Source organism: Pseudoalteromonas sp. S2755 (assembly GCF_005886535.1).
GTDB lineage: Bacteria > Pseudomonadota > Gammaproteobacteria > Enterobacterales > Alteromonadaceae > Pseudoalteromonas.
The window spans coordinates 1-22,980 of sequence record NZ_PNDS01000048.1 but is presented as its reverse complement, the minus strand read 5'-3'; the positions used below and the strand labels follow the sequence as shown (position 1 = coordinate 22,980).

Annotated in this window: 27 protein-coding genes; all 27 read left to right on the top strand. The window is 45.1% G+C overall.

All coding sequences use genetic code 11. The features are described from left to right. The first annotated feature begins 374 nt into the window (after positions 1 to 374). On the top strand, positions 375 to 920 hold the full coding sequence (locus CWC03_RS09770; RefSeq protein WP_019647288.1) for a phage tail-collar fiber domain-containing protein: 546 nt from the start codon (positions 375 to 377) through the stop codon (positions 918 to 920). 9 nt (positions 921 to 929) lie between these two features. Further along, complete coding sequence (locus CWC03_RS09765; RefSeq protein ID WP_138581758.1) at positions 930 to 1,706, top strand: phage tail protein; 777 nt, start codon at positions 930 to 932, stop codon at positions 1,704 to 1,706. Between the two features lie 10 nt (positions 1,707 to 1,716). Continuing rightward, on the top strand, positions 1,717 to 2,031 hold the full coding sequence (locus CWC03_RS09760) for a hypothetical protein (protein WP_128728032.1): 315 nt from the start codon (positions 1,717 to 1,719) through the stop codon (positions 2,029 to 2,031). 126 nt (positions 2,032 to 2,157) lie between these two features. Beyond that, positions 2,158 to 3,039, top strand: a complete 882-nt coding sequence (locus tag CWC03_RS09755; protein ID WP_138581757.1) for a hypothetical protein — start codon at positions 2,158 to 2,160, stop codon at positions 3,037 to 3,039. A gap of 2 nt (positions 3,040 to 3,041) precedes the next feature. After that, positions 3,042 to 3,344, top strand: a complete 303-nt coding sequence (locus CWC03_RS09750; protein WP_128728030.1) for a hypothetical protein — start codon at positions 3,042 to 3,044, stop codon at positions 3,342 to 3,344. Between the two features lie 51 nt (positions 3,345 to 3,395). Further along, on the top strand, positions 3,396 to 4,352 hold the full coding sequence (locus tag CWC03_RS09745; protein WP_138581756.1) for a baseplate assembly protein: 957 nt from the start codon (positions 3,396 to 3,398) through the stop codon (positions 4,350 to 4,352). Continuing rightward, complete coding sequence (locus CWC03_RS09740; RefSeq protein WP_138581755.1) at positions 4,333 to 5,079, top strand: phage tail protein I; 747 nt, start codon at positions 4,333 to 4,335, stop codon at positions 5,077 to 5,079. The genes CWC03_RS09745 and CWC03_RS09740 overlap by 20 nt, the downstream gene beginning before the upstream one ends. Positions 5,080 to 5,141: 62 nt before the next feature. Beyond that, positions 5,142 to 5,678 carry a phage tail-collar fiber domain-containing protein gene (locus CWC03_RS09735; protein WP_130126674.1) on the top strand — a complete coding sequence of 179 codons (537 nt, stop codon included), beginning with the start codon at positions 5,142 to 5,144 and terminating at the stop codon, positions 5,676 to 5,678. A gap of 1 nt (position 5,679) precedes the next feature. Further along, positions 5,680 to 6,441, top strand: coding sequence for a hypothetical protein (locus CWC03_RS09730; RefSeq protein WP_138581754.1), 762 nt, complete (start codon positions 5,680 to 5,682; stop codon positions 6,439 to 6,441). 2 nt (positions 6,442 to 6,443) lie between these two features. Continuing rightward, complete coding sequence (locus tag CWC03_RS09725; RefSeq protein WP_138581753.1) at positions 6,444 to 6,812, top strand: hypothetical protein; 369 nt, start codon at positions 6,444 to 6,446, stop codon at positions 6,810 to 6,812. An 8-nt stretch (positions 6,813 to 6,820) separates the two neighbouring features. After that, a complete protein-coding gene (locus tag CWC03_RS09720) occupies positions 6,821 to 7,663 on the top strand; it encodes a baseplate assembly protein (RefSeq protein WP_138581752.1) in 843 nt (280 codons plus the stop codon). Position 7,664: 1 nt separating this feature from the next. Further along, positions 7,665 to 8,591: a phage tail protein gene (locus CWC03_RS09715; RefSeq protein ID WP_138581751.1), complete on the top strand. Its 927-nt coding sequence runs from the start codon at positions 7,665 to 7,667 to the stop codon at positions 8,589 to 8,591. A 26-nt stretch (positions 8,592 to 8,617) separates the two neighbouring features. After that, positions 8,618 to 9,166 (top strand): phage tail protein, encoded by a 549-nt coding sequence (locus CWC03_RS09710; protein WP_128728022.1) that lies wholly within the window; start codon positions 8,618 to 8,620, stop codon positions 9,164 to 9,166. A gap of 3 nt (positions 9,167 to 9,169) precedes the next feature. After that, on the top strand, positions 9,170 to 12,139 hold the full coding sequence (locus CWC03_RS09705; protein ID WP_138581750.1) for a coiled-coil domain-containing protein: 2,970 nt from the start codon (positions 9,170 to 9,172) through the stop codon (positions 12,137 to 12,139). After that, positions 12,132 to 12,854, top strand: a complete 723-nt coding sequence (locus CWC03_RS09700; protein ID WP_138581749.1) for a DUF4376 domain-containing protein — start codon at positions 12,132 to 12,134, stop codon at positions 12,852 to 12,854. Before CWC03_RS09705 ends, CWC03_RS09700 begins: the two co-directional genes overlap by 8 nt. Positions 12,855 to 12,915: 61 nt before the next feature. Next, positions 12,916 to 13,398, top strand: a complete 483-nt coding sequence (locus tag CWC03_RS09695) for a BW3TFN family phage tail fiber component (protein ID WP_138581748.1) — start codon at positions 12,916 to 12,918, stop codon at positions 13,396 to 13,398. A 10-nt stretch (positions 13,399 to 13,408) separates the two neighbouring features. Continuing rightward, entirely contained in the window at positions 13,409 to 15,373 is a 1,965-nt protein-coding gene (locus CWC03_RS09690; RefSeq protein WP_138581747.1) for a DUF4815 domain-containing protein, read from the top strand. Beyond that, the gene (locus CWC03_RS09685; RefSeq protein WP_138581746.1) at positions 15,370 to 16,566 is read left to right on the top strand and encodes a hypothetical protein; all 1,197 of its coding nucleotides are present in this window, start codon (positions 15,370 to 15,372) and stop codon (positions 16,564 to 16,566) included. Before CWC03_RS09690 ends, CWC03_RS09685 begins: the two co-directional genes overlap by 4 nt. 8 nt (positions 16,567 to 16,574) lie before the next feature. After that, the gene (locus CWC03_RS09680) at positions 16,575 to 16,796 is read left to right on the top strand and encodes a hypothetical protein (RefSeq protein WP_138581745.1); all 222 of its coding nucleotides are present in this window, start codon (positions 16,575 to 16,577) and stop codon (positions 16,794 to 16,796) included. 20 nt (positions 16,797 to 16,816) lie between these two features. Continuing rightward, positions 16,817 to 18,298: a hypothetical protein gene (locus tag CWC03_RS09675; RefSeq protein WP_138581744.1), complete on the top strand. Its 1,482-nt coding sequence runs from the start codon at positions 16,817 to 16,819 to the stop codon at positions 18,296 to 18,298. Positions 18,299 to 18,307: 9 nt separating this feature from the next. After that, the gene (locus CWC03_RS09670; protein ID WP_138581743.1) at positions 18,308 to 18,727 is read left to right on the top strand and encodes a hypothetical protein; all 420 of its coding nucleotides are present in this window, start codon (positions 18,308 to 18,310) and stop codon (positions 18,725 to 18,727) included. Positions 18,728 to 18,891: 164 nt separating this feature from the next. Next, the gene (locus CWC03_RS09665; RefSeq protein ID WP_138581742.1) at positions 18,892 to 19,797 is read left to right on the top strand and encodes a baseplate assembly protein; all 906 of its coding nucleotides are present in this window, start codon (positions 18,892 to 18,894) and stop codon (positions 19,795 to 19,797) included. After that, a complete protein-coding gene (locus CWC03_RS09660; protein WP_138581741.1) occupies positions 19,794 to 20,474 on the top strand; it encodes a phage tail protein I in 681 nt (226 codons plus the stop codon). Before CWC03_RS09665 ends, CWC03_RS09660 begins: the two co-directional genes overlap by 4 nt. Continuing rightward, complete coding sequence (locus CWC03_RS09655; RefSeq protein ID WP_138581740.1) at positions 20,425 to 20,970, top strand: phage tail protein; 546 nt, start codon at positions 20,425 to 20,427, stop codon at positions 20,968 to 20,970. The genes CWC03_RS09660 and CWC03_RS09655 overlap by 50 nt, the downstream gene beginning before the upstream one ends. Beyond that, entirely contained in the window at positions 20,970 to 21,635 is a 666-nt protein-coding gene (locus CWC03_RS09650) for a hyaluronate lyase N-terminal domain-containing protein (RefSeq protein ID WP_017218937.1), read from the top strand. Before CWC03_RS09655 ends, CWC03_RS09650 begins: the two co-directional genes overlap by 1 nt. Continuing rightward, positions 21,635 to 22,069: a hyaluronate lyase N-terminal domain-containing protein gene (locus tag CWC03_RS09645; protein ID WP_138581739.1), complete on the top strand. Its 435-nt coding sequence runs from the start codon at positions 21,635 to 21,637 to the stop codon at positions 22,067 to 22,069. Before CWC03_RS09650 ends, CWC03_RS09645 begins: the two co-directional genes overlap by 1 nt. Further along, on the top strand, positions 22,066 to 22,980 hold a 915-nt coding region (locus CWC03_RS09640; protein ID WP_138581738.1), incomplete at its 3' end, for a hypothetical protein. The genes CWC03_RS09645 and CWC03_RS09640, both read left to right, overlap by 4 nt.

Sequence of the window (22,980 nt, the reverse complement as noted above, 5' to 3'; positions counted from 1 at the left end):
AACTTATACTAATTTGTGTTAATACTTGCTCAATTTGAAGGAGTAAATCTGACGCTAACGGCGTTAAAAATTTCTTATTTAGAACAACTAAATAGCAAAATTTCGCCTGGTTATCGACAAGATTTTCTCGCCTCAAAATAGATCACTTAATTAAGCAAATGGGTATTAATCATCGCAGCAATTTAGCCTACAACCGCTATTGGAATAGCGAATAAGCACTTCAATTGATGTCATCAGCGTTTACCCAGCGGTAGTACCTATTGGTATAAAACCCATTGCTGTCATTTCATATCAATGTGCTTCATAAACCAACTTATTAAATGAGTTGTGTATTGATGCGGGTTGATATCACTCAACAAAAGGAGACAGGTGCTGTGAGCACGATTTTACGGCCGACCATCACCACCGCGGGTTTGGAAGCAGTATTTAACGCCCAAAAAAATGGCTTTCAAGCGAAGATCAGCAAGGTAGGGCTTGGTACTGGCAATTATACGCCAGATCAAGGCCGCCGCCAGCTACAACAAGAAGTCCACCGCATTATGGTGGCAAGTGGCGAAGATAAGGGGAATGCCCAAATCCATATGAGTGTGATTGATGATACCGATCACAACTTTTGGGTCAATGAAGTGGGCTTTTATATCGAAAGCGAAGCAAATGGCCAAACACAAGAGGTGCTATTTGCGGTGTATTCTTCACCAGATAGACCTATTGCTTACAAATCGGCAGAAGTCGATTTACTTCTTGCTTTTGATTTGGTGTTAACGGGCGTGCCTGCCGACGCCGTTACCATCGTCGATAACGGCGTTAATCTAAATATTCTTATCGCCCCTGAACTTGCCAAGCTAGGCGCTGCGCAAATTAACAATATGACTCGTCATCTTAAACAGAAGTTTGAGTTGATGGACAAAGGAATTTTATAGGAGCAACTCATGGCATTAGAACAAGATATTGCTAATCTCATTCAGTCTACGGATGCTTTAACGGCAGTGGTGGATAACAAGGCGCAGCAGCTCGATAACCAAATGGCTGCCTTTGACACGCGTATTGCGAAAAAAGAGCAAGATGTCGACAAATTTATTCAAGAGGCGATGCCTGAAACACGCTATGTTCAGGATATTTTTATCGGTGGTTCAAAGGATTATTTTTATCCAGTGTGGTGGCGTTTTCCTGGTAATGCCGCGGGAGTGAGTAAGTTAACGATTGCTCGCCAGTATTCTTGGAACTCAGATACTAAGCCACTAGATCCGAACCGACCTCACCAAGCTGCTCTTCTGCTTGAGCTGGAAGGTAATTCTTATGCTTGGAATGGTGATGCTAACTTTATGCAAATTAAGCGTTTTCATGAGCGTTATAACCCAACAGTAAGTCATGTGAGCTTCGCCGCGTATTCAAAGGTGGAAAAGGTAGATGCTGATAAACCTCTGTATGTAGGTCGTGATGATGGTTCAGTTGGTGCTTGGTGTTATCGTTATAATGGTATGTACCTAAGAGGTGGTGGTCTTAAATACCGATTTATCAAGAATTGGAAAGGAGATGTATCTTATCATGATGGGAGTGATAACCTACGAAGAGAATTAACTGAAGCTAGCTTTGCCAATAGTTCCGTCCGTTGGTACGCAGAGCCAATTCCATTTGCCGAGCGTTTAGCCCCAACACTAAGCTCTATTCCATACGCAAACCATCCATATACACCACCAACAGCTTAAAGGAGTCACAATGGAAATTAAAACCTTAAAAATCGGTGATGATGAACTGATTAATGTTCCGGCAGATGAAAAAACATTGGCAGACTTAGGAGTAGCCAGTGCTGATATTCCAGGCATTCTAGCTGAGGCAAAGCATGCTCAGCTTGCAGCGCAATGTATGCATGCTAGAAGTTTTGCTTACCAGTGCGAGTCAGATGGTCTTGCCTTCGATTATCTAGCGGCAATGGCCGAGTTTGGTGAAGCGAGTGAAGCCGCACAAGCGGCAAAAACTGCATGGCTGCAAGCGCGAAGCACCATTAAAAACCGATATCCAAAACCGCAATAACACCAACTTACAACGACTTTAGGCTATTAAGCCCACCATTCGGTGGGCTTTTTTGTGCCTGATTTACCGCTGAGATAACACTCAGTATCCCTTTTACAAATTGTATTAACCATATGGAGAAAAAATATGGCATTAGAACAAGATATTGCCAAATTGATTGAAGCGTCAAACGACCTCACCGCAACCGTCGATAATAAAATTCAAGATATTACGGCCAAATTAGATGCGAAAAGAGCAGAGGTCGATGCCCGCTTGCAAGCTAAAGAGCAGGCTGTGGACGCAAAAATTACGAGTTTCCAACGAGCTCTGCCTTTAGCCCCAAACGCACTTTCTGATACTAAGCACTTTAATAATATTTGTGCAGATGTAGGAAATGGCACGGCTGTTGATATGATTGCGGCGCATGCCGCACCGTGGAGCAGTTTTTTTTATCGGGGTACCGAGGGAACAGGAACAATCACTAAGTTATCACTAACTCAGCTGGCGGAATTCGGTCTCACACCAAATGAAGAGTTTCTAAGGCGAGGTTTGGGAGCGAAAGATTCCCATGGTGACAGCTATTATGGAAGCGAATATAGAGTCCTTCTGCTGGATGTTGTTGTGAATAAAGGACGAGATGATAACCCCTCTGAAGGTAATCTATTTGTACTGAATCAGGGATGTGAAAGATATATTGGTTGGGGTAAGGGGGAGTTTTTAACACAAGCAAGTTGTTGGATTAATGTGTTGGAACAAACCGGTGATTTGCGGTTTTATCCATCGAGAAACCGCTCCGCAGATATTCTCGTTTCTGGCTCAGATGCAGGTAAAGGGTGGCAATATAAGTCGAATAGAAGAACTGGCTGGGGTGGCTGTCATCAGCCGTATTTCAGAGGGCTTGGCAGTATGAAAGTGGCCATTGCATTGCCTTATGTTGGTACGGGCGATCATGGTGACAATATGATCTGGGCTGACAGTGTCGGCCACCCATACACTCACGTAGGTCAAACTTTAAGCGAAGGAGCATAAACATGGCGATTTTAAAATTAAAAACAACAGGTAAAGCGATTGCTGGTGGTATTGTTGATGATGCACACGCGGCACACCTTGCAAAAGAAGCTGAAGTTGATTTCGCTTTATGTGAAATAGAATACAGCCCTAAAGAAATCAGCGAGTTAAGACGCAAACATTACAGCGCCAACACCGATTTCTTATTCTTTGACTATATGGCTGCGGTTACTGAATATGGTGAAACCTCAGAAAAAGCGGTGGCAGCAAAACAGACTTGGATGAATAAACGCGCCGAAATTAAGTCAACATTGCCAAACCTTTAAACATCAAATTACACGGCTCCTGAAGGGAGTCGTGTTACAACAGGCCCCATTATGTCTTTAACTAACTTCAGTGCGGTCAGTCTTAGTCAATTACCCGCATCCGATTTACTTGAACCCGTTGAATTTAAGACGCTTTATAACGAACTAAAGCAAGCCGTAGAGCACGCCTGCCCAGAACTTTCTGAGCTACTACCTAGCGACCCCATCGTCAAGCTGATGGAAGTCTTTGCTTATCGAGAGCTGTTATTACGTCAACAGATTAATGAAGGCGCGCAGCAGGTATTGCTGGCAAAAGCCACGAGCAGTGAACTCGATTATTTGGGGAATCGTTTTGCGGTGATACGAGAAGCTGGGGAGAGTGACGAGCGCTTTCGAGCGCGTATTCAATTGGCACTAGAAGGGTTTAGTACGGCAGGGCCAATTGGTGCTTATTGTTTTCACACGCTTAAAGCCTTACCTCAAGTTAAGGATGTTTTTGTTGAGTCTCCCGAATTTGAGCAGCTTCAGGTCGAGCCACCATTATCAGACTTAGTACCAGAGCATACGAAATTGCTGCATTGTAGCCATGCCGCTAGGCTTCAAGATGCCGCACCGGGGGATGTAGCGATAACGGTGCTGACAGATAGAGGCAATGGCATACCAAATCAAGACGAAATCACAGCAATTACAGAGCATTTGTTTCAAGAAAACATTAGGCCTTTGACGGATAGGCCACGAGTGCTCTCAGCTGAGGTAAAAGAATTTACCCTCCGCGCCACGCTTTATTTATATCCAGGCCCTGATGAAGAAAAAGTGAAATCTACGGTAGAGCAAATCGTGCAGCAATGGTTAAAAACACATCATAAACTCAATCATGATATTCGTCTGTCTGGGCTTTATAGTGCGCTACACCAAGCAGGTGTGCAACGTGTTGAGCTGCTCTCACCCACCGCCGACATTATCAATACCCCTTGGCAGGCTGCGTTTTGTACACAAGTGGAGATAAACATTGCAGGAAGAGATATTTAATACACTATTACCGCACGCAAGCACTAAGCTTGAGCATGCGCTGGCAAAGGCGCTAAGTAAAGTTTCCGCGACTCCTGTTCCACTTGGTAGCCTTTGGGATCCATGGCGATGTCCCGAGCATTTTTTACCTTGGCTTGCGGATGCACTCAGTGTGGACTTTTGGGATAGCGCTTGGCCAATTGACGTGAAGCGTAAGATTATAGCGAATAGCGTGCCCGATCATCGAATAAAAGGGACGGTTAGTGCGATAAAAAGCGCGCTCTCCACTCTAGCTGCAAAAGTTGAGCTTAAAGAGTGGTGGCAACAAGAAAATCCTCACGCGTTTACGCCGCATTCTGCACAGATCATTGCGTTGGCCGCGCAGAACCTAGATCCAGCAGGCAGCACGCTATTGACTCCTAAGCTGCAGGCACAACTTTGGCAAGCTGTGGTGATGACAAAACCATGTCGCAGCCAAATTAGTTTGCATGTAGGTGTACAGCAAAGTGAAAGCTTATCGCTCAATACCGCCAGTCAGTCTGCGAGCCTTCAGCGAACGTGGATGCCTCAATACACAGATAATGTTGCAAATGTAAGCCAGTTGTATCTTGCTGGTACTTCTGGTTTGCAAGGTGTGGGCAAAATATCCGGTGAAGTGCGCTCTGATCTCAAAAGTGCTTCCAGCCTTTATGTTCACGCAGCGCCCTTTGCTATCCAAATCCAGCGACAGTCGTTTTATTGCTATTAATACCTAAACAAAGCTGCTGCAAAAACAAACTTGAAGATTAACAGACTCTAAAGGAATGACTCATGGAACAATTTACGCCGCTTATTACGCAGGCGGGATTAAACGCGGCCGTTAATGCCAAAGCCAATGGTTTTACCATTGATATTAGCGCGATTGCGGTAGGCACTTCTGGCTATACGCCGTCTCGTAGCCAAACTAGGCTGCAAGGTGAAAAAAATCGAGTGGCGATTGCCGGCGGGCAAGTTGTTGGTGACGGGCAATTTCATATTACCGGACATTTTATTGACGATGCTGAGTACGCGGTGCGCGAAGTGGGTTTTTATCTTGCCGATGGCACTTTGTTTGCCGTTTGGTCACACCCGCAAAATGTACTTTTTTATCAAACACCCATTGCACAAATCGTACAAGGGTTTGATCTGCTGTTAAGTGCTGCACCGGTAGACGCTATCACGATTAATACCACAGGCGATTTAACGCTTTTCTATGCCGGTGAATTTCTCGACATGCTGGTGGCACAAACCCAACAACTGAGTGCGCAAATTCAAGCGAATCACCGACAAATTCAATTCAACAACAGACTACTACAGCTAGGAGTGTAATATGGCGGATTATCAGCCAATGACATTAGAGCAGCGCATCGCCGCACTGCAAGCCGAGAACGGCAAATTAATCGATTCAAATAATGTCCTAACCCAAACCGTGATCGGCAAAATGGGAGAAATTAATCATGCGCTAAGTGATGCGCAGCAAGATATTAATGAAGCGGTTGCTTTGGCGGGGTCAAAAACAGATCAAGCGATCCTTAGTTTTGCGGATAGTCACTCTGACTTGCGAATTAATTATTATGATAGGGCGGATCATTCTAAGAGCTCGTTAAATATAGAAGCTGAACCTGAAGCTCCACATATTTCAAAATGGGTAAAAGTACCTATCGCTACTCAGGGTTACTACACCTATCCAGCCCCTCAGACGCTCACTAAAGTACATCTGACTCGCAATTACGGTTATGCACCTGGACATTATAACGAACCTGAACAATACAGTACGGACTGGTCGAGAACTTATACACAGTTTATTTTAGCGAATTCTGAAGCAACAAGTGACCAGATTAACGCTGAGGTTGAGCGTTTAGGCCTTCAGCCAAAAATTACTGGTGGGTGGAATGCATGTGCAACCACCCAGACTATTGACACAATTAAGCTTCATGGCCTGCATCCTTATTCAATGCTATTTGTTCGCTTTGTCAACATGCTCCCATCGCCCGTTGGCAGTGACAAAACACCACAAAACATCGTTGAATTTGGTGGTAACGCCACTTTTGCTGTTGACCGTGTTATTAACTATCCAAGAATCGAGGTGTAATTATGCAAGAACAAATTCCTTCACAACAAGATCATTTAGCGACACTCGCGTACCTAGACAAGCAAGTAAAGCGCGGGCAAATAAGCCGAGAAGTGGCGGATGTAGAATCTATTATTGGGACTACTGCAGATACAGGCCACCTAGTATTAGTTGAGTTTATTAAACTGCTTGATGGTTTAAGCAAGGCAACAACACTTGCCGAGATGCGTGCAGCGGCATCACAGGGCCGTGACAGCCTAGGTACATTAACCACAAAAGTGCTGAATAATGAGATTCAGTTTCCCTATCAAGGTAAAGGCGCTGAAAATGTTTATCAAGAAATTGAATCTCGCGCCACTGGTGTTGCAAGCATTTTAACGTCTCCAGAATAAGGCGCTCTATGGCAAATCAATCAATCGATCTTTCCACTTTGCCAGCGCCAAATATCCTTGAACCACTTGATTTCGAAAGCCTGTTCCGAGCACGTAAACAACGTTTTATTGAACTTGCACCTGAATATGCCGAAGCGTTAGCGCTCGAAAGCTCGCCGCTTGCGATTTGTTTGCAAGTTGAAAGCTATCGCGAGCTGTTATTACGACAGCGCGTCAATGAAGCCGCGGCGGCTAATTTGTTAGCCACCAGCCAAGGCGCTGATTTAGAGCATCTTGGCGCGTTTTATGGGGTGGCTCGGTTGCCCGATGAACATGACGAAACCTTACGAATGCGTATTCGCAACAGCACCATAGCGTCCAGTACGGCAGGTAGTGCGGCGCATTATCGTCATCAAGCCATTGAAGCTGCACCGGGATTAATCAAGGGTGTGTCGGTGCAAAGCCCAGGGGATGGGCTGGTAGTGGTAACGGTACTTGCAAAGTTTGACACTGATGCAGAACAGGTTTTAGCACAAGTTAAAGAGAGGCTATTTGACGACTCAGTGAAAATGCTAACGGACACGTTAGAGGTCAAACTTGCACAGCCCGTTTGGGTAGATGTTGAAGCTGAGCTTTATCTCAATACTCATGCTTCTGAACTTATTATCAATAAGCTGAAGCAAACGTTGCAAGACAACTGGCTCAACATCACGACACTTGGTTGGGACTTAACGCCAAGCTGGCTACATGCGCAATTACACAGTACGGGAATTAGGCATATCGAACTGCTTGCTCCAACACAGCTAATTGATGTGGCGGCCCATCAGTACGTTATGCCCAAGTCAATCTCGCTGACATTAAAGCGAGGCTAAGATGACGTTATTACCTCCTAATCACACTTTGCTGCAACGGCGATTGCAGCAAAGTGTTGCCGTGAGTGACGATATTCATACGGGTATTTCAAGGTTATCTGGGTTTAAGGCCGAACCGCACGACAACTTGCTGATGTGGCTCGTTTGGGAGTATGGCTTAGAGGCTATTTTGCCCTACAGCCAAGACCTTCGCGAAACCATCAAGGAAGGTCTGGTTTGGCAGCGACTTCGCGGTACACCAAAAAGTGTAGACATCGCGCTCAATTGGCTCAACTTTGACGAGGCTGAGCTTGAGGTTGATAAACCCGGACGCCACTTTTATCGCTATCAATTGGCATCTGGCAAAATTCCAGGGAACAAGGCGCTTAAAGATATACATCAGCTGCTTGGACTATCTGCCCCAGTAAGAGCCAAACTTTCACGTATTTATCATGGTTATGATGTGCGTGAACTGAAGTTGTCTCAAAGTGGTTTTGGAGCGCTTCTATCTGATGTTTCTGGCGTACCATTTCATGATGGCGATAACACGCTATGCAAAGTCAGCTTTGGTCGCAGCTACCAGCAAGGTGTGAGTCATGATATGGCGAATGCCTCCGTACACCTCAGTAGAACACATAGTCAGCGCAGTCATTACCTCACCACAAAACGCTTGAGTGAATATAAGCTCAGCGACAAAGAGCCTTCACAACTGCCTGTGAGTTCAGCCCGAATCAGGCTGCTTTCGCAGCATCGCGTGTGGTCAACTCGCTCGTGGCAGGGCGAGTGGCAACAAAGCTGGACTAAAGCCGACGCGTTTGTCGGTGATCCGCTTCATGCAACGACTGTACATTGGCAACATCGTCAAATGATGCCGCTCTCAGCTGCGCTCGCCACCACTGGACGGCTTAATGTTCATTGCAGTCGTTTCCAAGTGGTACTCCCTGAATAATACTCTCCAAATAAATGGAACTCTCAATGCAATCATCACAATTTGCCTCTGTTGTATGGACGACACCGGGGCTTGCCAAATTGACGCAGGCGCTAGAGCAAGGACAAGCTTTTACGTTGACGCATTTGTCCGCAGGAAGCGCAGGTTATATCGCGTCTCACTTGCAAACTCAGTTACGACAAGAGCGCCAAAAGGTCCCGATATTACAAGCGGAGCAACTCACTGCAACACAAGTGCGTTTTAGCGCAGTGTTTGAGGGGGAAGCCGATTACCCAGTTAAAGAATTAGGAATTTGGTCTGGCAGCACCTTAGTTGCGGTATATAGCGCAGGGGGTGAAGTGCTGAATCATAAAAGCAAAGACGTAGCCTGGTTAGAGGTCATTTCGCTTAACCTCGCAGCGCTGCCTTCACAGCAAGTCAGTTTTGAAACAGGCGTGCTTAACACCAATATTTTTATGGCAAAAGAGCTGGCTACATCTGTTTATGCACATCTTAGACAAGGTAAAAGTCTAATTCAGCAAGCCAACCAAACCATGCAACTGGCGATGCGCCTGCGCAAAGCAAACATAGGATAATACATGACCATAGAATCACAACTTGCCCAGTTGCAACAGGCCGCAACTGAGCAAACCGAAGCAAGTGTTCAACTTGCCAATAATATCACCGAAGGCTTACAGGAAATTGATCAGGTTAAGCAAGATATTGCCCAAACCTATCAAACGGTTAATCAGAACAACCAAGCGCTGAATGATTGGCAAACTCAGTCTGGCAACGTCAACCTCAAAGATTTAAACGGCAATAGCCATACACTGCCAACACTTAAATCACTGATTGCAGATGCACAAAGCGTGAATCCGCATCCTCATGTAATGATCAAAGCTCAGTTTGATGCACTGCGCGACATGCGTAAACAGCAATATGCGGGAAGTGGGTTTGTGGAGTGGGGCTTGGGTGATAGTGCTGAAAATGCTGTTAATAATGGCATGTGGGTGTATCAAAACAAATTGAACTTGGGGCGCTCAGGTAAAACAAGAGGTTGGTTTGGTTCAGATAAATCTTCCACTCCTTTCCCGAAAGGGTTGGTTGACGGCGTATCAATTGACTTGCAAAGTGTTGATTATCCATATGGTATTGTGAGTTGCAAATTTCCTCCTGCGCCAGATGGCACCAAAACCTATGACTCAGCTTCAGGCACCGTCACCCAACACAACGATGCTGAAACCGCATTTGCAGCAGAAACCGATAGCAATAAGGTGATCACCTCTCGTAAAGACTTAGTATTTTTGGAGTCTTGGCACGAGAAAATTGCTGAAAAAGACGTCGTGTATCCGCTCGGTAATGTGCAATACGGTGCAAATAGCTATAAGGGTATTGCCCTTCGTAATAATCTCGTTGCTCAGGGGTATTCAGCGTTTGGAGAGTGGGACGCTGATACAAAAGGGCATGGCGTTAAATGGTCATCGCTAACGGAGCCGCAAAAGGCTATTTTCCTTGGAGAGCCTGAACACAATATTTACTACGACCCAAAAGCCAAAGCGTATATTCAGGTTAGATACCGAATTAGGGTGATTGAGGGGCTTGGTGATAATTGGGACAATCCCTATATTCATGCTTATAATCGGGGCATTGACAACAACTATATCAGTTACACTCACGGGCAATCCAGCTTAAAACCTAGGGGCAAACGAATCGAGGGAGAGGATCTCGGTCCGAGCAATATCTCAGGTGAGATGTCATATGCTGGAATGCTGAACTCCAATGCTGTATCACTCAACGCACCAATAATCGGTGGTATGAGAATGGCTCGCCATACTTCTGGTTATCCAAATAATTCTAGTGATTTTGGGTATGAGGGAAAATGTTACGGCATTCCAATTGCTTTGGTACAGCGTTTAAACAAAGGCGCATATCACCCCAGCTATAACCCGATGGGAACAACACAATATACGATGACGGGTGTACGTAATTATCATTGGTATGAGCTACCCACATCTTTGCGTATGAGCACATTAGGGTGTTTTATCCAGCCAACAGAGACAAGCATCGGAAAGCACCCAGGCATGGGATATATCGGTGGTCATGGCCATTCAAGAGCGGATCAATACAAATACCACGATGCTATATACGCAGGCCAAGTTGAAGATTTACGCTTATCGGCCAATAAGTTGGATAAAGCGGAGGTATTAGAATCCACATTGCGTCATGCTATTTCAAATCGTTTGCGTGGAGAGTCAAAGCCGCTCTTTACTAAAATACACCAAGCAACTGTCAGAAATGCGGGCACATCAAGAGGTGGTCGTTGGTTAAAGGTTACAGAGTATGAGCAGCTTAAGGATGTAATTACAGATAAACGATATGCTTGTATTTATAACGCCACCAAAAGCGAAGTTTATTACATCGCACATATAGACGGAGACGCCGTATATGTATCATTAGATAAATTAGTTCAAAGCCTGCCTTTGAGCTATCAGAACGGAGGTAAAGAGTTTTCACCACCAACTCCTGAAGTTGATGACATTTTGTATATACTTGATGCGTTTGAACTAAGTGCATCGTTCCATGAAACACCTCAAATAGACCTGTATGGGCATCCTGAAAACTTGCTCCAACAGTTCCCAGATGGCGTGCAAGGACTTTGGAATGAAACGATAGGTAGTGGCTCAGAATATCAACTCATACCAATCAACCATATTACCGAACAAACAGCTACCGCAATGATTGGCCGCGAACCCACATTAACATCTAATCAATGGTCAACGTATGCTGTGGGGTTGAATAATGTTGACGGCAACTGGAAATCCATGGTCACCAATAAAACCGATTTTGTTGGTCTGGTTCACATTACAGAAAAGGCGCCTGTCACGAAGGCGAAATCAAGTCATCCTGTAGAGTATGTATCACCATATATATACCAAAGTAACTTTTATCACTTAGACCGAGGTGGTTCCCTGAATAGCTCGCTTATCGGGAAGCGCACTAAGCAAAGTGAAGGGCATTTAGGTGTTGGTTTTACCCCATTAAATAGACACGGACTTATGAGTTGGGGAAGCTTCAAAGTGAATGATGTTATTGGTGCTCAGCCAAAACATGATCCGATATTTCTATACCAAAAAGAGGGTTCTGCAGTTAAAGCGCTGACCTCAATTATAGAAAAAAACGGCCTGTTTTACCTTCAATTTCATGGAAGTGAGTTGCAATATCAAAATCATGACGTACAACTAGCGAACTCAAGTATTTCGCAAAGTTATACAAAAGGAAAAGTGTATAGATTCTCAGTAGGTGAGTTCAAAGGTTTGGTTTTGCAAGCATTGACAACTCTTACAGGGATAATGCAAGACGTGACTTACATCAATGAGGAAGGTGAGCTTGTCGGTTTAGTATCAGGCAATGTTGTCTTTAAACCGGTTAACGCAAAAGGCTCTTGGGGCGACGATCAAACCATCCCTATCATCAACGGTGAAAACACCAAAACCGATCTCAACGGCAATACCGTCAAAGTGTTCTGCCACCACACCCTATTCCCAATAGGAATTGCACATAATGGATAAGGAGAGTGCGATGAATACTGAGGCTGAGAACCTTACTGCGGATGCAGTAGAGGCCTTAACGCTGAGCTATACAGACGTGCAAACAAAAATAATGCTGCGTCATCCTCAAGAGCAGATTGACGAAGCGCTACAACTTGCCATTGAGCAAGAAGAAGCGGCATATCGTGAGGTGCATGCTGCATGGCAGACTGAAACGACTGAAGTGCAAGCACAGGTAGCAGAGGCGCAAGCGCATAATGCCGCTAATCCAGATGAACTAATGCCTGTGCCACCGCTACCAGCGGAGCCTATACTGGACTTGCAAGCGAGAAGAGCGTGCTATCGTGTTGAGTATATGGAGGTGGATTTAGCATTAACCACAGAAACTGTTGACTCGCGTATTGAGTACGACGACGAAGCGCAAGTGGCTTATCACCATCCAGCGACCATTTCGCATACTGAACAACAAATTGCAGATACCAAACGTGAACGCTTTAAAAGTCAGCGTGCAGCGAATGTGGCGTCAATCGCCGTTGAGGTTGACGGTCTGGTGTTTGATGGTGATGAACAAAGTCAGCAACGTATGGTTCGAGCCATACTGCTGATGACAGACAGTGACACGCAGCGTTGGGTACTTGCCAATAACACTGTGGCCAATGTGACCAAAGCACAACTTACCCAAGCTTGCTTACTTGCCGCAGAGCAGCAATCCGACCTCTGGATTGAATCTTACTAAACCTCTACTTTCTCACCGAGCTTAGTTTTTAGCTCGGTTTCATTTCTTTAAGGAGCAGTCCTTGGCCACTTTAACACTTCAAGGCCGAAAGGCGCTTGCACGGCTAATGCAGCAGCAGGCTATTTATTTGGCATGGGGAAACGGCGCATCAAGTTGGGATAATACTTTACCGCCAACCCCTACCAATACCACACAACTCACCAATCTCATTGGTTATCGCAAGGCAAAGCAAATTCGCTTTTGTGAGCCGGATGAACAAGGTGAAATTCAAGTACCAACCGGAAAGTTCCGCTTAAGCGATACCGCCAGCCAACATCTATATTGCCAATTCACCTACGACTTCGAGGATGGCTTAGGTGAGCATATTCGCGAGCTTGGTTTAATGCTTGGCACGACACCGAAAACAGGCGTTCCAGCTGGAAAATATTACCTCCTACCAGACGAGGTTGCAGAGGCTGGCGAGCTTATTTTGCTTGAGCATCGCACAGCGCTATTTCGTGACCAAGGGGTACGCGAAACGTTTGAGTTTGTGATCAGTTTTTAAGAAGAAAGCAATGATAAAAGATTATTACCAGCAGTTTGATCCTGCAAAGCGTTACAGCCAGCTATTGTTTCGAGCGAGTAAAGGGTTGCAAAGTCGTGAACTTAACGACCTGCAACTGCAGTCTCAGCACCATGTAAAAGGCATCGCTGATGTATTGATGAAAGATGGGGATGTGGTTAAGGGGGGCGAGGTGGTTATCGACCAAGCTCATGGCGTTGCAACCATTGGCGCATCCTCAGTATATCTGCAAGGTGCGGTACATGATGTCGACACTAAACAGTTAGCGATTGCGCTAAATAAACTTGAAATTGTCGGGGTGTGGTTAGCAAAGGAAGTGGTGACAGAGCTTGAAGACTCAACACTTAGAGATCCAGCTATTGGCGCACACAATTTTGACGAAGCGGGTGCCGCGCGACTGAAAATCTCGGGCCGTTGGGGACTGAGCGACAGCCTTGACTATCCCAATAGCGACTTTTTTCCCGTTTACCAAATCGATCATGGCACGCTTATCGTTAAACAGCCGCCACCACAACTAGACTCAATTACCAGCGCACTTGCGCGTTATGACCGCGAGTCAAACGGCGGGAGTTATGTGGTGAGCGGGCTCAATGTTAGCTATAGAGAGAGCACGGCAAGCCACCAGCACTTTAATGTGCAAGAGGGAAAAGCGCATATCAATGGCTATGAAATAGCGTTTAACACCGCACTGCCTGTTACGCTGCCAAACGACCCCGATGTACGTGAGGTGATCAATGAGCCGAGCCGATTTAGTGCCAGTGCCCAAGGCGCTATGCGAATTGATTTAGACTTTGCACCGGTGCAGCGCATTGATCAGGTGACCGCAGAGGTGAAAAAGCGTACCTCTTTGACTCGAGGCCACGTGCAAACCGGCCAAAACACCGATCCCTTTGATGATGACTCTGTGATTGAAATTTTGCAGATCTCGCAAGGTGGCATTGAATATCAGCAAGGTATCGACTTTATTTTTACCCGCAATCATATTAGTTGGCGCGAAGGTGGCAATAAGCCGGCGTCAGGCACGTCGTATGACGTGGTGTATACCTATCGCCGACTTATTGAAGTTGATGCCGACGAAACCGGGTTTTGGCTCGAGCAGCAGTTAAGCGAGGCTGAAGAAATGCTCGAAAATGGCCTTGTTGTCGTCGATTATCACTGGTTTATGCCACGTATCGACCTGCTCGTGCTTACCCCCAATGGTCACGTTGAGCGGATCAAAGGTGCACCCGACAGAATCAACCCGCAAGCACCTTTGGTGCCTCATCAACACCTGGGGCTAGCCCAAGTGCAGCAACACTGGGGGAGTGCGCCGCCGCATATCCAAAATATTGCGATTGAAGCGGTACAAATGACAGATCTTGCGTTGATGCAACAGCAGATCTCAGATTTATACCAATTGTTGGCTATTGAGCGCCTACGTAACGATACCAATGCCCAGTCACCTGCTAGCAAATATGGCGTGTTTGTTGACCCGTTTTTAGATGACGATATGCGTGATATTGGACTTGAACAAAGCGCTGCTATTGTGGATGGCGAACTTATGCTGCCAATGGCCGCAGAAATAACTCAGTTGTCACAACCACAAGTCCAAACATTACCGTACGAACTCGAGGACGTCTTAGTACAAGAGAGCCGTACCGGTGAGATGAAAATTAATCCTTATATGGCATTTGAACCACTGCCTGCGGATGTCACGTTAACCCCAAGTGTTGATCATTGGACACAAACCCAGACTCAGTGGACAAGCCCTATTACTCGCAGGTTAACTAGCGGTGGAGGTCGTGTTCGTCGCGTTATTACTCAAACGAGTACTGAGCGAGTTGGTGTGCGCCGTCAGCAAGCCGAGTTCTTGCGCACTCGTTGGGTCAACTTTGCTATTTCTGGGTTTGATTCAGGTGAGCAACTGGACTCACTATTATTCGATGGCATTGAAATTATTTCAGAGGTGCAAGCATGATCCAAGCAAATACACGCGGTGAATTAGCAGGTCGATTTAAAGTGCCAAATAATGTTCCCGCCGGAACTAAATTGGTGCGATTTATTGGTAAGCAAGGCTCTTCAGGAAGCGCTAGTTATACTGGTAGTGGCGTGATTGAAGTGGAAACATTGCGGCGCGTCAATAACATCATTACTCAGCGTTTTGATCCACTCGCACAAACCTTTATTTTGGAGCAATCGCGATTTATTGCCGGTGTTGAATTATGGTTTACCGCCAAAGGACAGGAAACGGTTGAAGTACAAATTCGTGAAGTTGTACAAGGTATTCCTACGCAAACCGTGCTGGCAAGTAGCAAAATAAGCAGTGATGAAATAAAGCTAAATGACCAATCGACACTGTTTACCTTTACTCCAACCTTTTTAAATGCCGATCAAGAGTATGCGTTGGTTGTGTTAACCGATGGGGCCGAGCACAGTGTTGCTATTGCAGAGCTCGGTAAGCTTGATCAGGCGCACAACTGGGTTACCTCTCAGCCGTATCAAGTAGGAGTGTTGTTATCATCAAGCAACGCTAGCACCTGGACGCCACATCAGGATAAAGATCTCACATTTAGGTTAAGGGCCGCCAAATTCACAGAGCAAAGTAGACGGATTGAACTCGGCGAGGTAGAGGTTGAACAAGTAACGGATTTAATGCTTTTAGCTGTAGTCCAGCGCCCAAGTGCAGATACTCAAGTTACCTTTGAACTTACGTACCCTACTGGCAATAAAGAAAAAGTGCTAAGCGTTCAAGAGTGGCAACCAAGTACGCTTGGAGAAACCATAACTGGCAAGGTTAAGGTCGCTGCTGTATTGACGGGAACACCAAGCTTAACGCCAGTACTTTTTGCGGGCAGCCAGTGTGTTCACGGGCAGGTAGCGCAAACCGGAGACTATATCTCTCGTGAGCTGCGCTGCCGTTTAGGCGGTGATTTAACGGTGAGTTTTGAAGCGAATATTCAAAGCCACTCAGAAGTACAAGCCTTGATGCAAAAAGGGGATGTTTGGCTACCACTTGCACTGGATAGCAGCTCAGTACTGAACGATGGTTGGCAGCAGTTCAATTACACCTTTAACGGTGTAGATACCGCGACGACACGAGTGAAACTGGTACTGAAGGGGACGCCGGCACAGCGCCCTAGAGTACGAAATCTTCGTACATTTACCTTGTAGGAGAAATTGTGGACATCAACCAATTTACTCCATTTCAGCATTATCCACTCCCTCACCCAGATAATCTTCTTGAACAAGACGTACAGCGATTGATCAATGCGCTTAAGGCAATTGATGCAGATATCCACCAGCAGCAATTGGCACATCAACAAGCTCAAGTAGATATCGACAAGCGCTTCAGACGGCTTCGGCTCAATCAAGTGTTGGGTGAAGCCCTGCTACCAATTTAAAGGATTTATAAGAGGAAATTATGGCAACAATTCAACAAGCCGTTCAGGTAATGGTCGACAAACTGGTCGCTGATATGAATGGCAGCACTCCGCTGAGTGCAGAGGAACAAACCTTAGTCACGAATGCAATTGCACGGCTTACAGATAACGCCAAGCTTGAGCAAGCCGTTGTGGCCGTTGCACAGGAGCACTTGGATGACTCAACCCAGTTATTGCAACAGGTTGCAACTTCAGCGATCAACAATATTGATTCTGCTAAAGCTGACTTAACTGCGTCGACCGCTGAGCTGGTTACCAGAGCTGCAAAACTGGCACTATTGGATCAAATAGGTCCCTTGACGCAACAAATTAATGGAGTGGTCGCGAACAACACTGCTGCAACACCAAAAACCTTATTCGCGATAAAAAATATTGATATGGCGAATAGTCACGCTAATTTTCGCCGCTCCACATCGGTTTTGGCTATCTATAATAGTGATGGTACTTCCTATCTCACTCGACCAAGTTATACCGCAAATGCCGCAACGGACACATGCCGTTTAGATCATCTAAAAATTAGCCAAGATGGCACGTCATCCACCGTACTAAAATCAAGCTTTGTCCATAATAATGCCTTTGAGCAAAACCCTGCGACTAAAGTGCATCAACACGGCTCAAGTGCTATCGTGCCACTGGGTTTAAAAGCACAACCTAATGATGTTAGTTTTGAAATCGTATATAGCACCCAAGAGTCTCTGTCAGCGAATGCGACGGAGTATGGTGGTATTTTTGTTTTAGGGCAGGGATTTACCTCGCGTACTTTGCCAAAGCAAGATCTCAATGCCCGAGATAAATTTGGTATTCCAACGCGGTCTAGTTACAACCATAACGAGGTGGCTGTGTTGTATAACAACCAAAAGCACTGCTTAGTGGTTATCGACTCGGGTACTAACTTGGTTGTGGAAAAGTATCGTGATGGCAATCACATTACTAACATTGCCATTGCGAATGCAGCTGAATATCAGAATTATGTGGATAGCGGTGACTTTACAACGATGGTATTTATCGCAAATACCTTAGCGCAGCCGCATGGAATAAATCGCTATAACCATAGCGAAGCGGCGATGTCGAGCTATTCGTATAATTACTACGGTTACTTTGGTCTACTTGGTAGTGAACTAAAAATGGCTGGTGGTAAATTCAACGCACATTATCTCTTCACAGAAGAGCAGAAGCTTCAGCCGATCAATTATATTTTTACCAGTAACAGTGAGCCGTATAAAACGCAAAATTCAAATGGCACAGAGAATAGTGAAGGTGAAGTGAATGTGGCCATGGAAACATTAGATGGCGAGTTACTGAGTTCGTATTGCTATCGTTCTAAGGCCGATAGCGTAGGATACGATGGGGGCATAATAGCAACAGCCATTCAAGCGATGAATCCATACTCACATATCGGTGTTATTAATGAGCACTACCTATATAACCAGTATGGCCTTGCCAGAACCTGTCGCGCGATTTAAGGAGTGAAAATGAATATTTACTACGACGATAACAAAGGAATGTCTATTGCGGGTAACTTTTGGTTGGTGCACCCGCAAACGGGTGAGCAATGGAATAAAGAGTCGGTAGCACAGTTTATTGCAGAGACTCAGTTAGAGACTGAAGAAAACTCTGAAGTTGAGTATTTAAAACAGCAAGTCATTACGCGCATAAAGCAACTCGCCTATGGCAAATTGCAATCAGAGCAGTGGCGAGTAGAGCGCGCAAAAGAGCGCGAGTTGAGTGAGCGGTTGAACGGTAATGAGGAAGGTGCGGCAGCAGAGCGTGCAAACCTACTCGCCATTTTGCAGCAAAGAGAAGTGGTGCGTGAAAAAAGCGGTGAGTTAGAAGCCGAGGTGCTTAGCCTTACCACTCAAGCTGAATTACTAGAGTTTGTGATTGCGTTCTAATAATTTCACAGCAGGTCAGGATTGACCTGTTTTACTCCCTAAAAACCAGTAAGATAGACCTATGCTTGAGAAAGTTAACAAGCACACAGGTTTCCAATCTCCAAGACCCACAAGCAAGTGTTTGCTGTGGGTTTTTTATTTTCTGTTTAGTACCGGAGAGTGCAATGCCAGCATCTCAGTTGATCGATTTATCTAAGCTAACACCTCCAGAGCTATTAGAAAATCTGGAATATGAACAAATTCTGGAACAGTTAAAAAGTAAATTGAGCGAGTTAGTTCCAGATGTTAGTAAGACACTAGAGCTAGAATCAGAGCCTTTAACACAGTTACTCAATACATTTGCATATCACAGCATGCTGCTTAAAGGACGAATAAATGACACCGTCAAAGGTAACTTGTTGGCGACAGCAACAAATAGTGACCTAGACCATATTGCAACACGTTATGGTGTAAGCCGTTTGCCAGAAGAGTCAGATGAACGGTTTAGGCACCGAATACAACAAGCATTCCATAGTTTAAATACGGCTGGAACAGCTGAAAGTTATCGCTATCATACATTTTCTGCAGATAGTCGCGTCAAAGATGTTCATGTTACAAGTCCTTCACCTTGCCATGTAGTGTTGACCATTTTAAGTCATGAATCAGCCAACGGTATACCTTCAGACGCACTACTGAACAAGCTCAGAGCAACGTTTGGACTCAAAGCAGATGCGGCTGATACCGTATCTGATGTGCTTGCATTGCAAAAAGTGCGGCCCATTGGTGACAGAGTTGAAATTGTGCCAGTGACAGTGAAGCCCTATACCATCAATGCCCGAGTGCAACTAGCCCCAGGACCAGGCAAAGCACAAGTTAAAGCACAAGTGTTGGCCAATTTAAAAGATTTCTTTGCACAAACCAGTGTCATGGGCACTGCGATAAAGCGCTCAGCACTGTTTGCCACTTTATATAGTAGCGGTGTGGAAGATGTCGTACTCGCTGCACCAAGTGAGAATGTCATAATTGCGAGCCATGAAGCCCCTTGGTGTGAAAATGGCATCGCTGGCGTGATATTTGAAGGTGATGTGTGAGTGATAGTAAACCAGTACACCGAGGAACTGAGCTGATTGAGCAAATACAAGCCACTCAATCCCCAATTTTCACTGTGCTGAATGAAGCGGCAAATTGCCTAGAAACATTATGGCAACCCGAGACTTGCCCAATCGAATTATTACCTTGGTTGGCATGGAGCCAAAGTGTTACGCAGTGGGATGAGCAGTGGCCTGTGCCTATAAAACGGCAGATCATTGCGCAAAGCTATGAACAACACAAACATCTTGGGACGCGTTTCGCCATTATTAACGCGTTAGCACTATTTGGATATGACACTCGTATTACTGAATGGTTTGAACAAGTACCTAAGGGCCCTGCCGGGACAATCGCTATTGATGTTGCGTTGTCTGATAGGGGACTTAATGAGTCGTTATATCAACAAATATTTCAAACCATCTCAGCGAATAAACGCCATAGTATTCAGTTTGATTTATCGCTCAGTTTATTATCCACAGCAAAAATTCAGCTGGCTTCAGCAGCGCTATTTGGTGCTTCTGTCACTGTGTATCCTTACTATGCCAGCGAAATTGTAAGCGATACTCAAATGCGTCTTGTGGCAGCCAGTCAGTCTTGTAGTTATACCAATATTTATCCTCGGAGTAGTTATGCCCCAACCACAATACTGGACCATGCTGACACCAGCGGGTCGCGCTAAAATAGCAAATGCTATTGGTACTGGCGTTAAAATTAACTTAGTCAAATTTGCAGTGGGTGATGGCAATATTTTACCTGATGCGGAGCATCTCACGAGTGAGCGATTTAGAGGACTGATAAATAGTTCCAAAACGCTAGATAACAATCCTGCGATGCTTGAGATCATCGGTATTGTCCCTGCCACAGAAGGTGGGTTTTATGTTCGTGAAGCCGCTTTCTACACCGAAGACGATCAAGCATTTGCCATTGTTAAATACCCTGAAACTTACAAGCCAAGTATTGAAGACAACGCCAGTGCTGAGCTTGGAATAAAAGCGGTGATTGATGTGGTGCAGTCAGAAATGGTGAATTTAAAAATAGATCCATCTATGGTGTATGCCACGCAAGACTACGTAAATAATGAAATTAATAAATTTGTAGGCTTACTGTCTCTTGATGGTGGCGCATTTTCTGATTCTTACCCCAATGTTCCCTCGTTAGACGGAGGCAGTATTTAATGTCGAACAAAATTCAGTTTAGGCGCGGACCTGCGGCAAACCGCACCAATGTCACGCCGAGTAATGGTGAACCAATATGGTTGACCGACAGCAAAAAACTATTTATCGGTGATGGCACAACCCCTGGAGGGGTGGATATTTTCACCACCCTTGGTAGTGCTATTCATCGTGATGCAGGTAGCGGCGCAAACCATGTGTTGTTGCTAGACAGCACCGGTAAAATTCCTGAAAATGTGTTACCCAGTCTTGCAATAGGTGAGCCGTTTGAGGTCGCCAGTCAATCTGCCATGTTAGCGCTAAATGCACAGCCTGGTGACTTGGCGATTCGTACCGACGAGAACAAATCTTACATTCTCAAGTCGACACCTGCGAATGTATTAGCAAACTGGGTGCTGTTGCGCACACCAACAGATAATGTTTTATCTGTAAATGGTAAAACAGGGGCTGTAACGGTTAACAAAGCAGATGTTGGCCTAAGCCAAGTTGATAACTTATCGAAATCACAGCTGTTTACCTCACCTATGTTCACCGGTACGCCAAAATCACCTACACGGGCACGCTCAGATAATAGCACCAATATTGCAACCACCGCTTGGGTACGAGACTGGGTTAGTTCATTGGGTCTCGCTGTTGAGGGCGGCGATATTGACGGGGGAGTATTTTAATGGGGCGACGGATCCAGTTTAGAAGAGGCCCAGAAGCAACACGATTACAAACTGTACTTGGCAACGGCGAACCAGGATTTTCAACAGATACAAAGCAGCTCTATGTCGGTGATGGAGAAACGCTTGGCGGTGTGCCGGTTTTGATGGGGTTTTATCAAGTAGTTGAAAACAACATGGGGGCGGTTGCAGGTGGTACATATTTGTTTGCAACGGCTTGTACCTTACATTTGCCACAAACAGCGCCTGAAGGTTCACATATTACAGTGAAGCTACTGAGCAATGCAGGGGCAAGTAAAGCATCTCCTGCCAAAGTGTGCCCCCCAAGTGGGCAATCAATTGGGCGTGGTGAGGAAGCGGGAGCTGAATATCATATGACAATACCGAATACACTACGTGACTTTATATTTGTACAAGGAGGGTGGATTTTAGCATGAATAATGTATTAACTGATTATGACGATACAAGTAGCGATTTCCCTTTCTATAAGCCAAAGTCAATCGATTTGAAAACCGTTGGAGATTTGCAGAACCAATATAAAGATCGAACTTATATAAACAACCCGTATCAAAAAGGCCATTGTTTGTTTATAGCCCATAATGCAGTTTACTATTATCATGAAACTACTGAACTATGGCAAAAAACCTATTCGGAAGACAGTAATGGTGTACTTCAAAAAGATGTATTTTTTTATCAATTAGATGGTCAAAATTATGTCTTATTGACGTTTAAAGAGCGTAATACTGCGTCGGAGTTTTCAAAAGTAATCTCTGTCAATTTATTAAATGGTCGAATTGCACGTTCTTTGTCACTGCCAATAGAGCACTATTTTGGCTATTTTGTAGTTCAAAATAATCAACTGTATTTATCGGGTCAAATTGCAGGCAGGGGTAAGAAAATCCCTGTAGATTTGACAACGCTGACTATTGATATTGAAGCCGCTGAAGATTATGGTTTTGGCAGAGGACCTCATAGTTTTGTCAATGGTTTAGTGTCTCTACTTCAATGCAAACCTGATGAGGAGTTTGGTCAGCTAAAGGTTGAGCTAAGGTTTGGCCCTGAATTTCACTTAAACTCCGCAACAAGTCCAGTAAAAACTTTTATCTTACCTTATCGTGTATTTATGCCATTTAGTACCATGCGATTGAATCCAAAGATTATCTCATTTGATACGGTTGCCATGCTCGGAGATAGGCAGAATGAACCCAGTGATCCTATTGGTAGGGATGTGCCTATTTCAAAGGTATATTGGCCAATATCAGAAATAGATAATTGGCTGGCAAGTATTATTGAATATTATACAGGTATTAACTTATGGGAGTGGGACTCACGGCGGGATCACACTTTG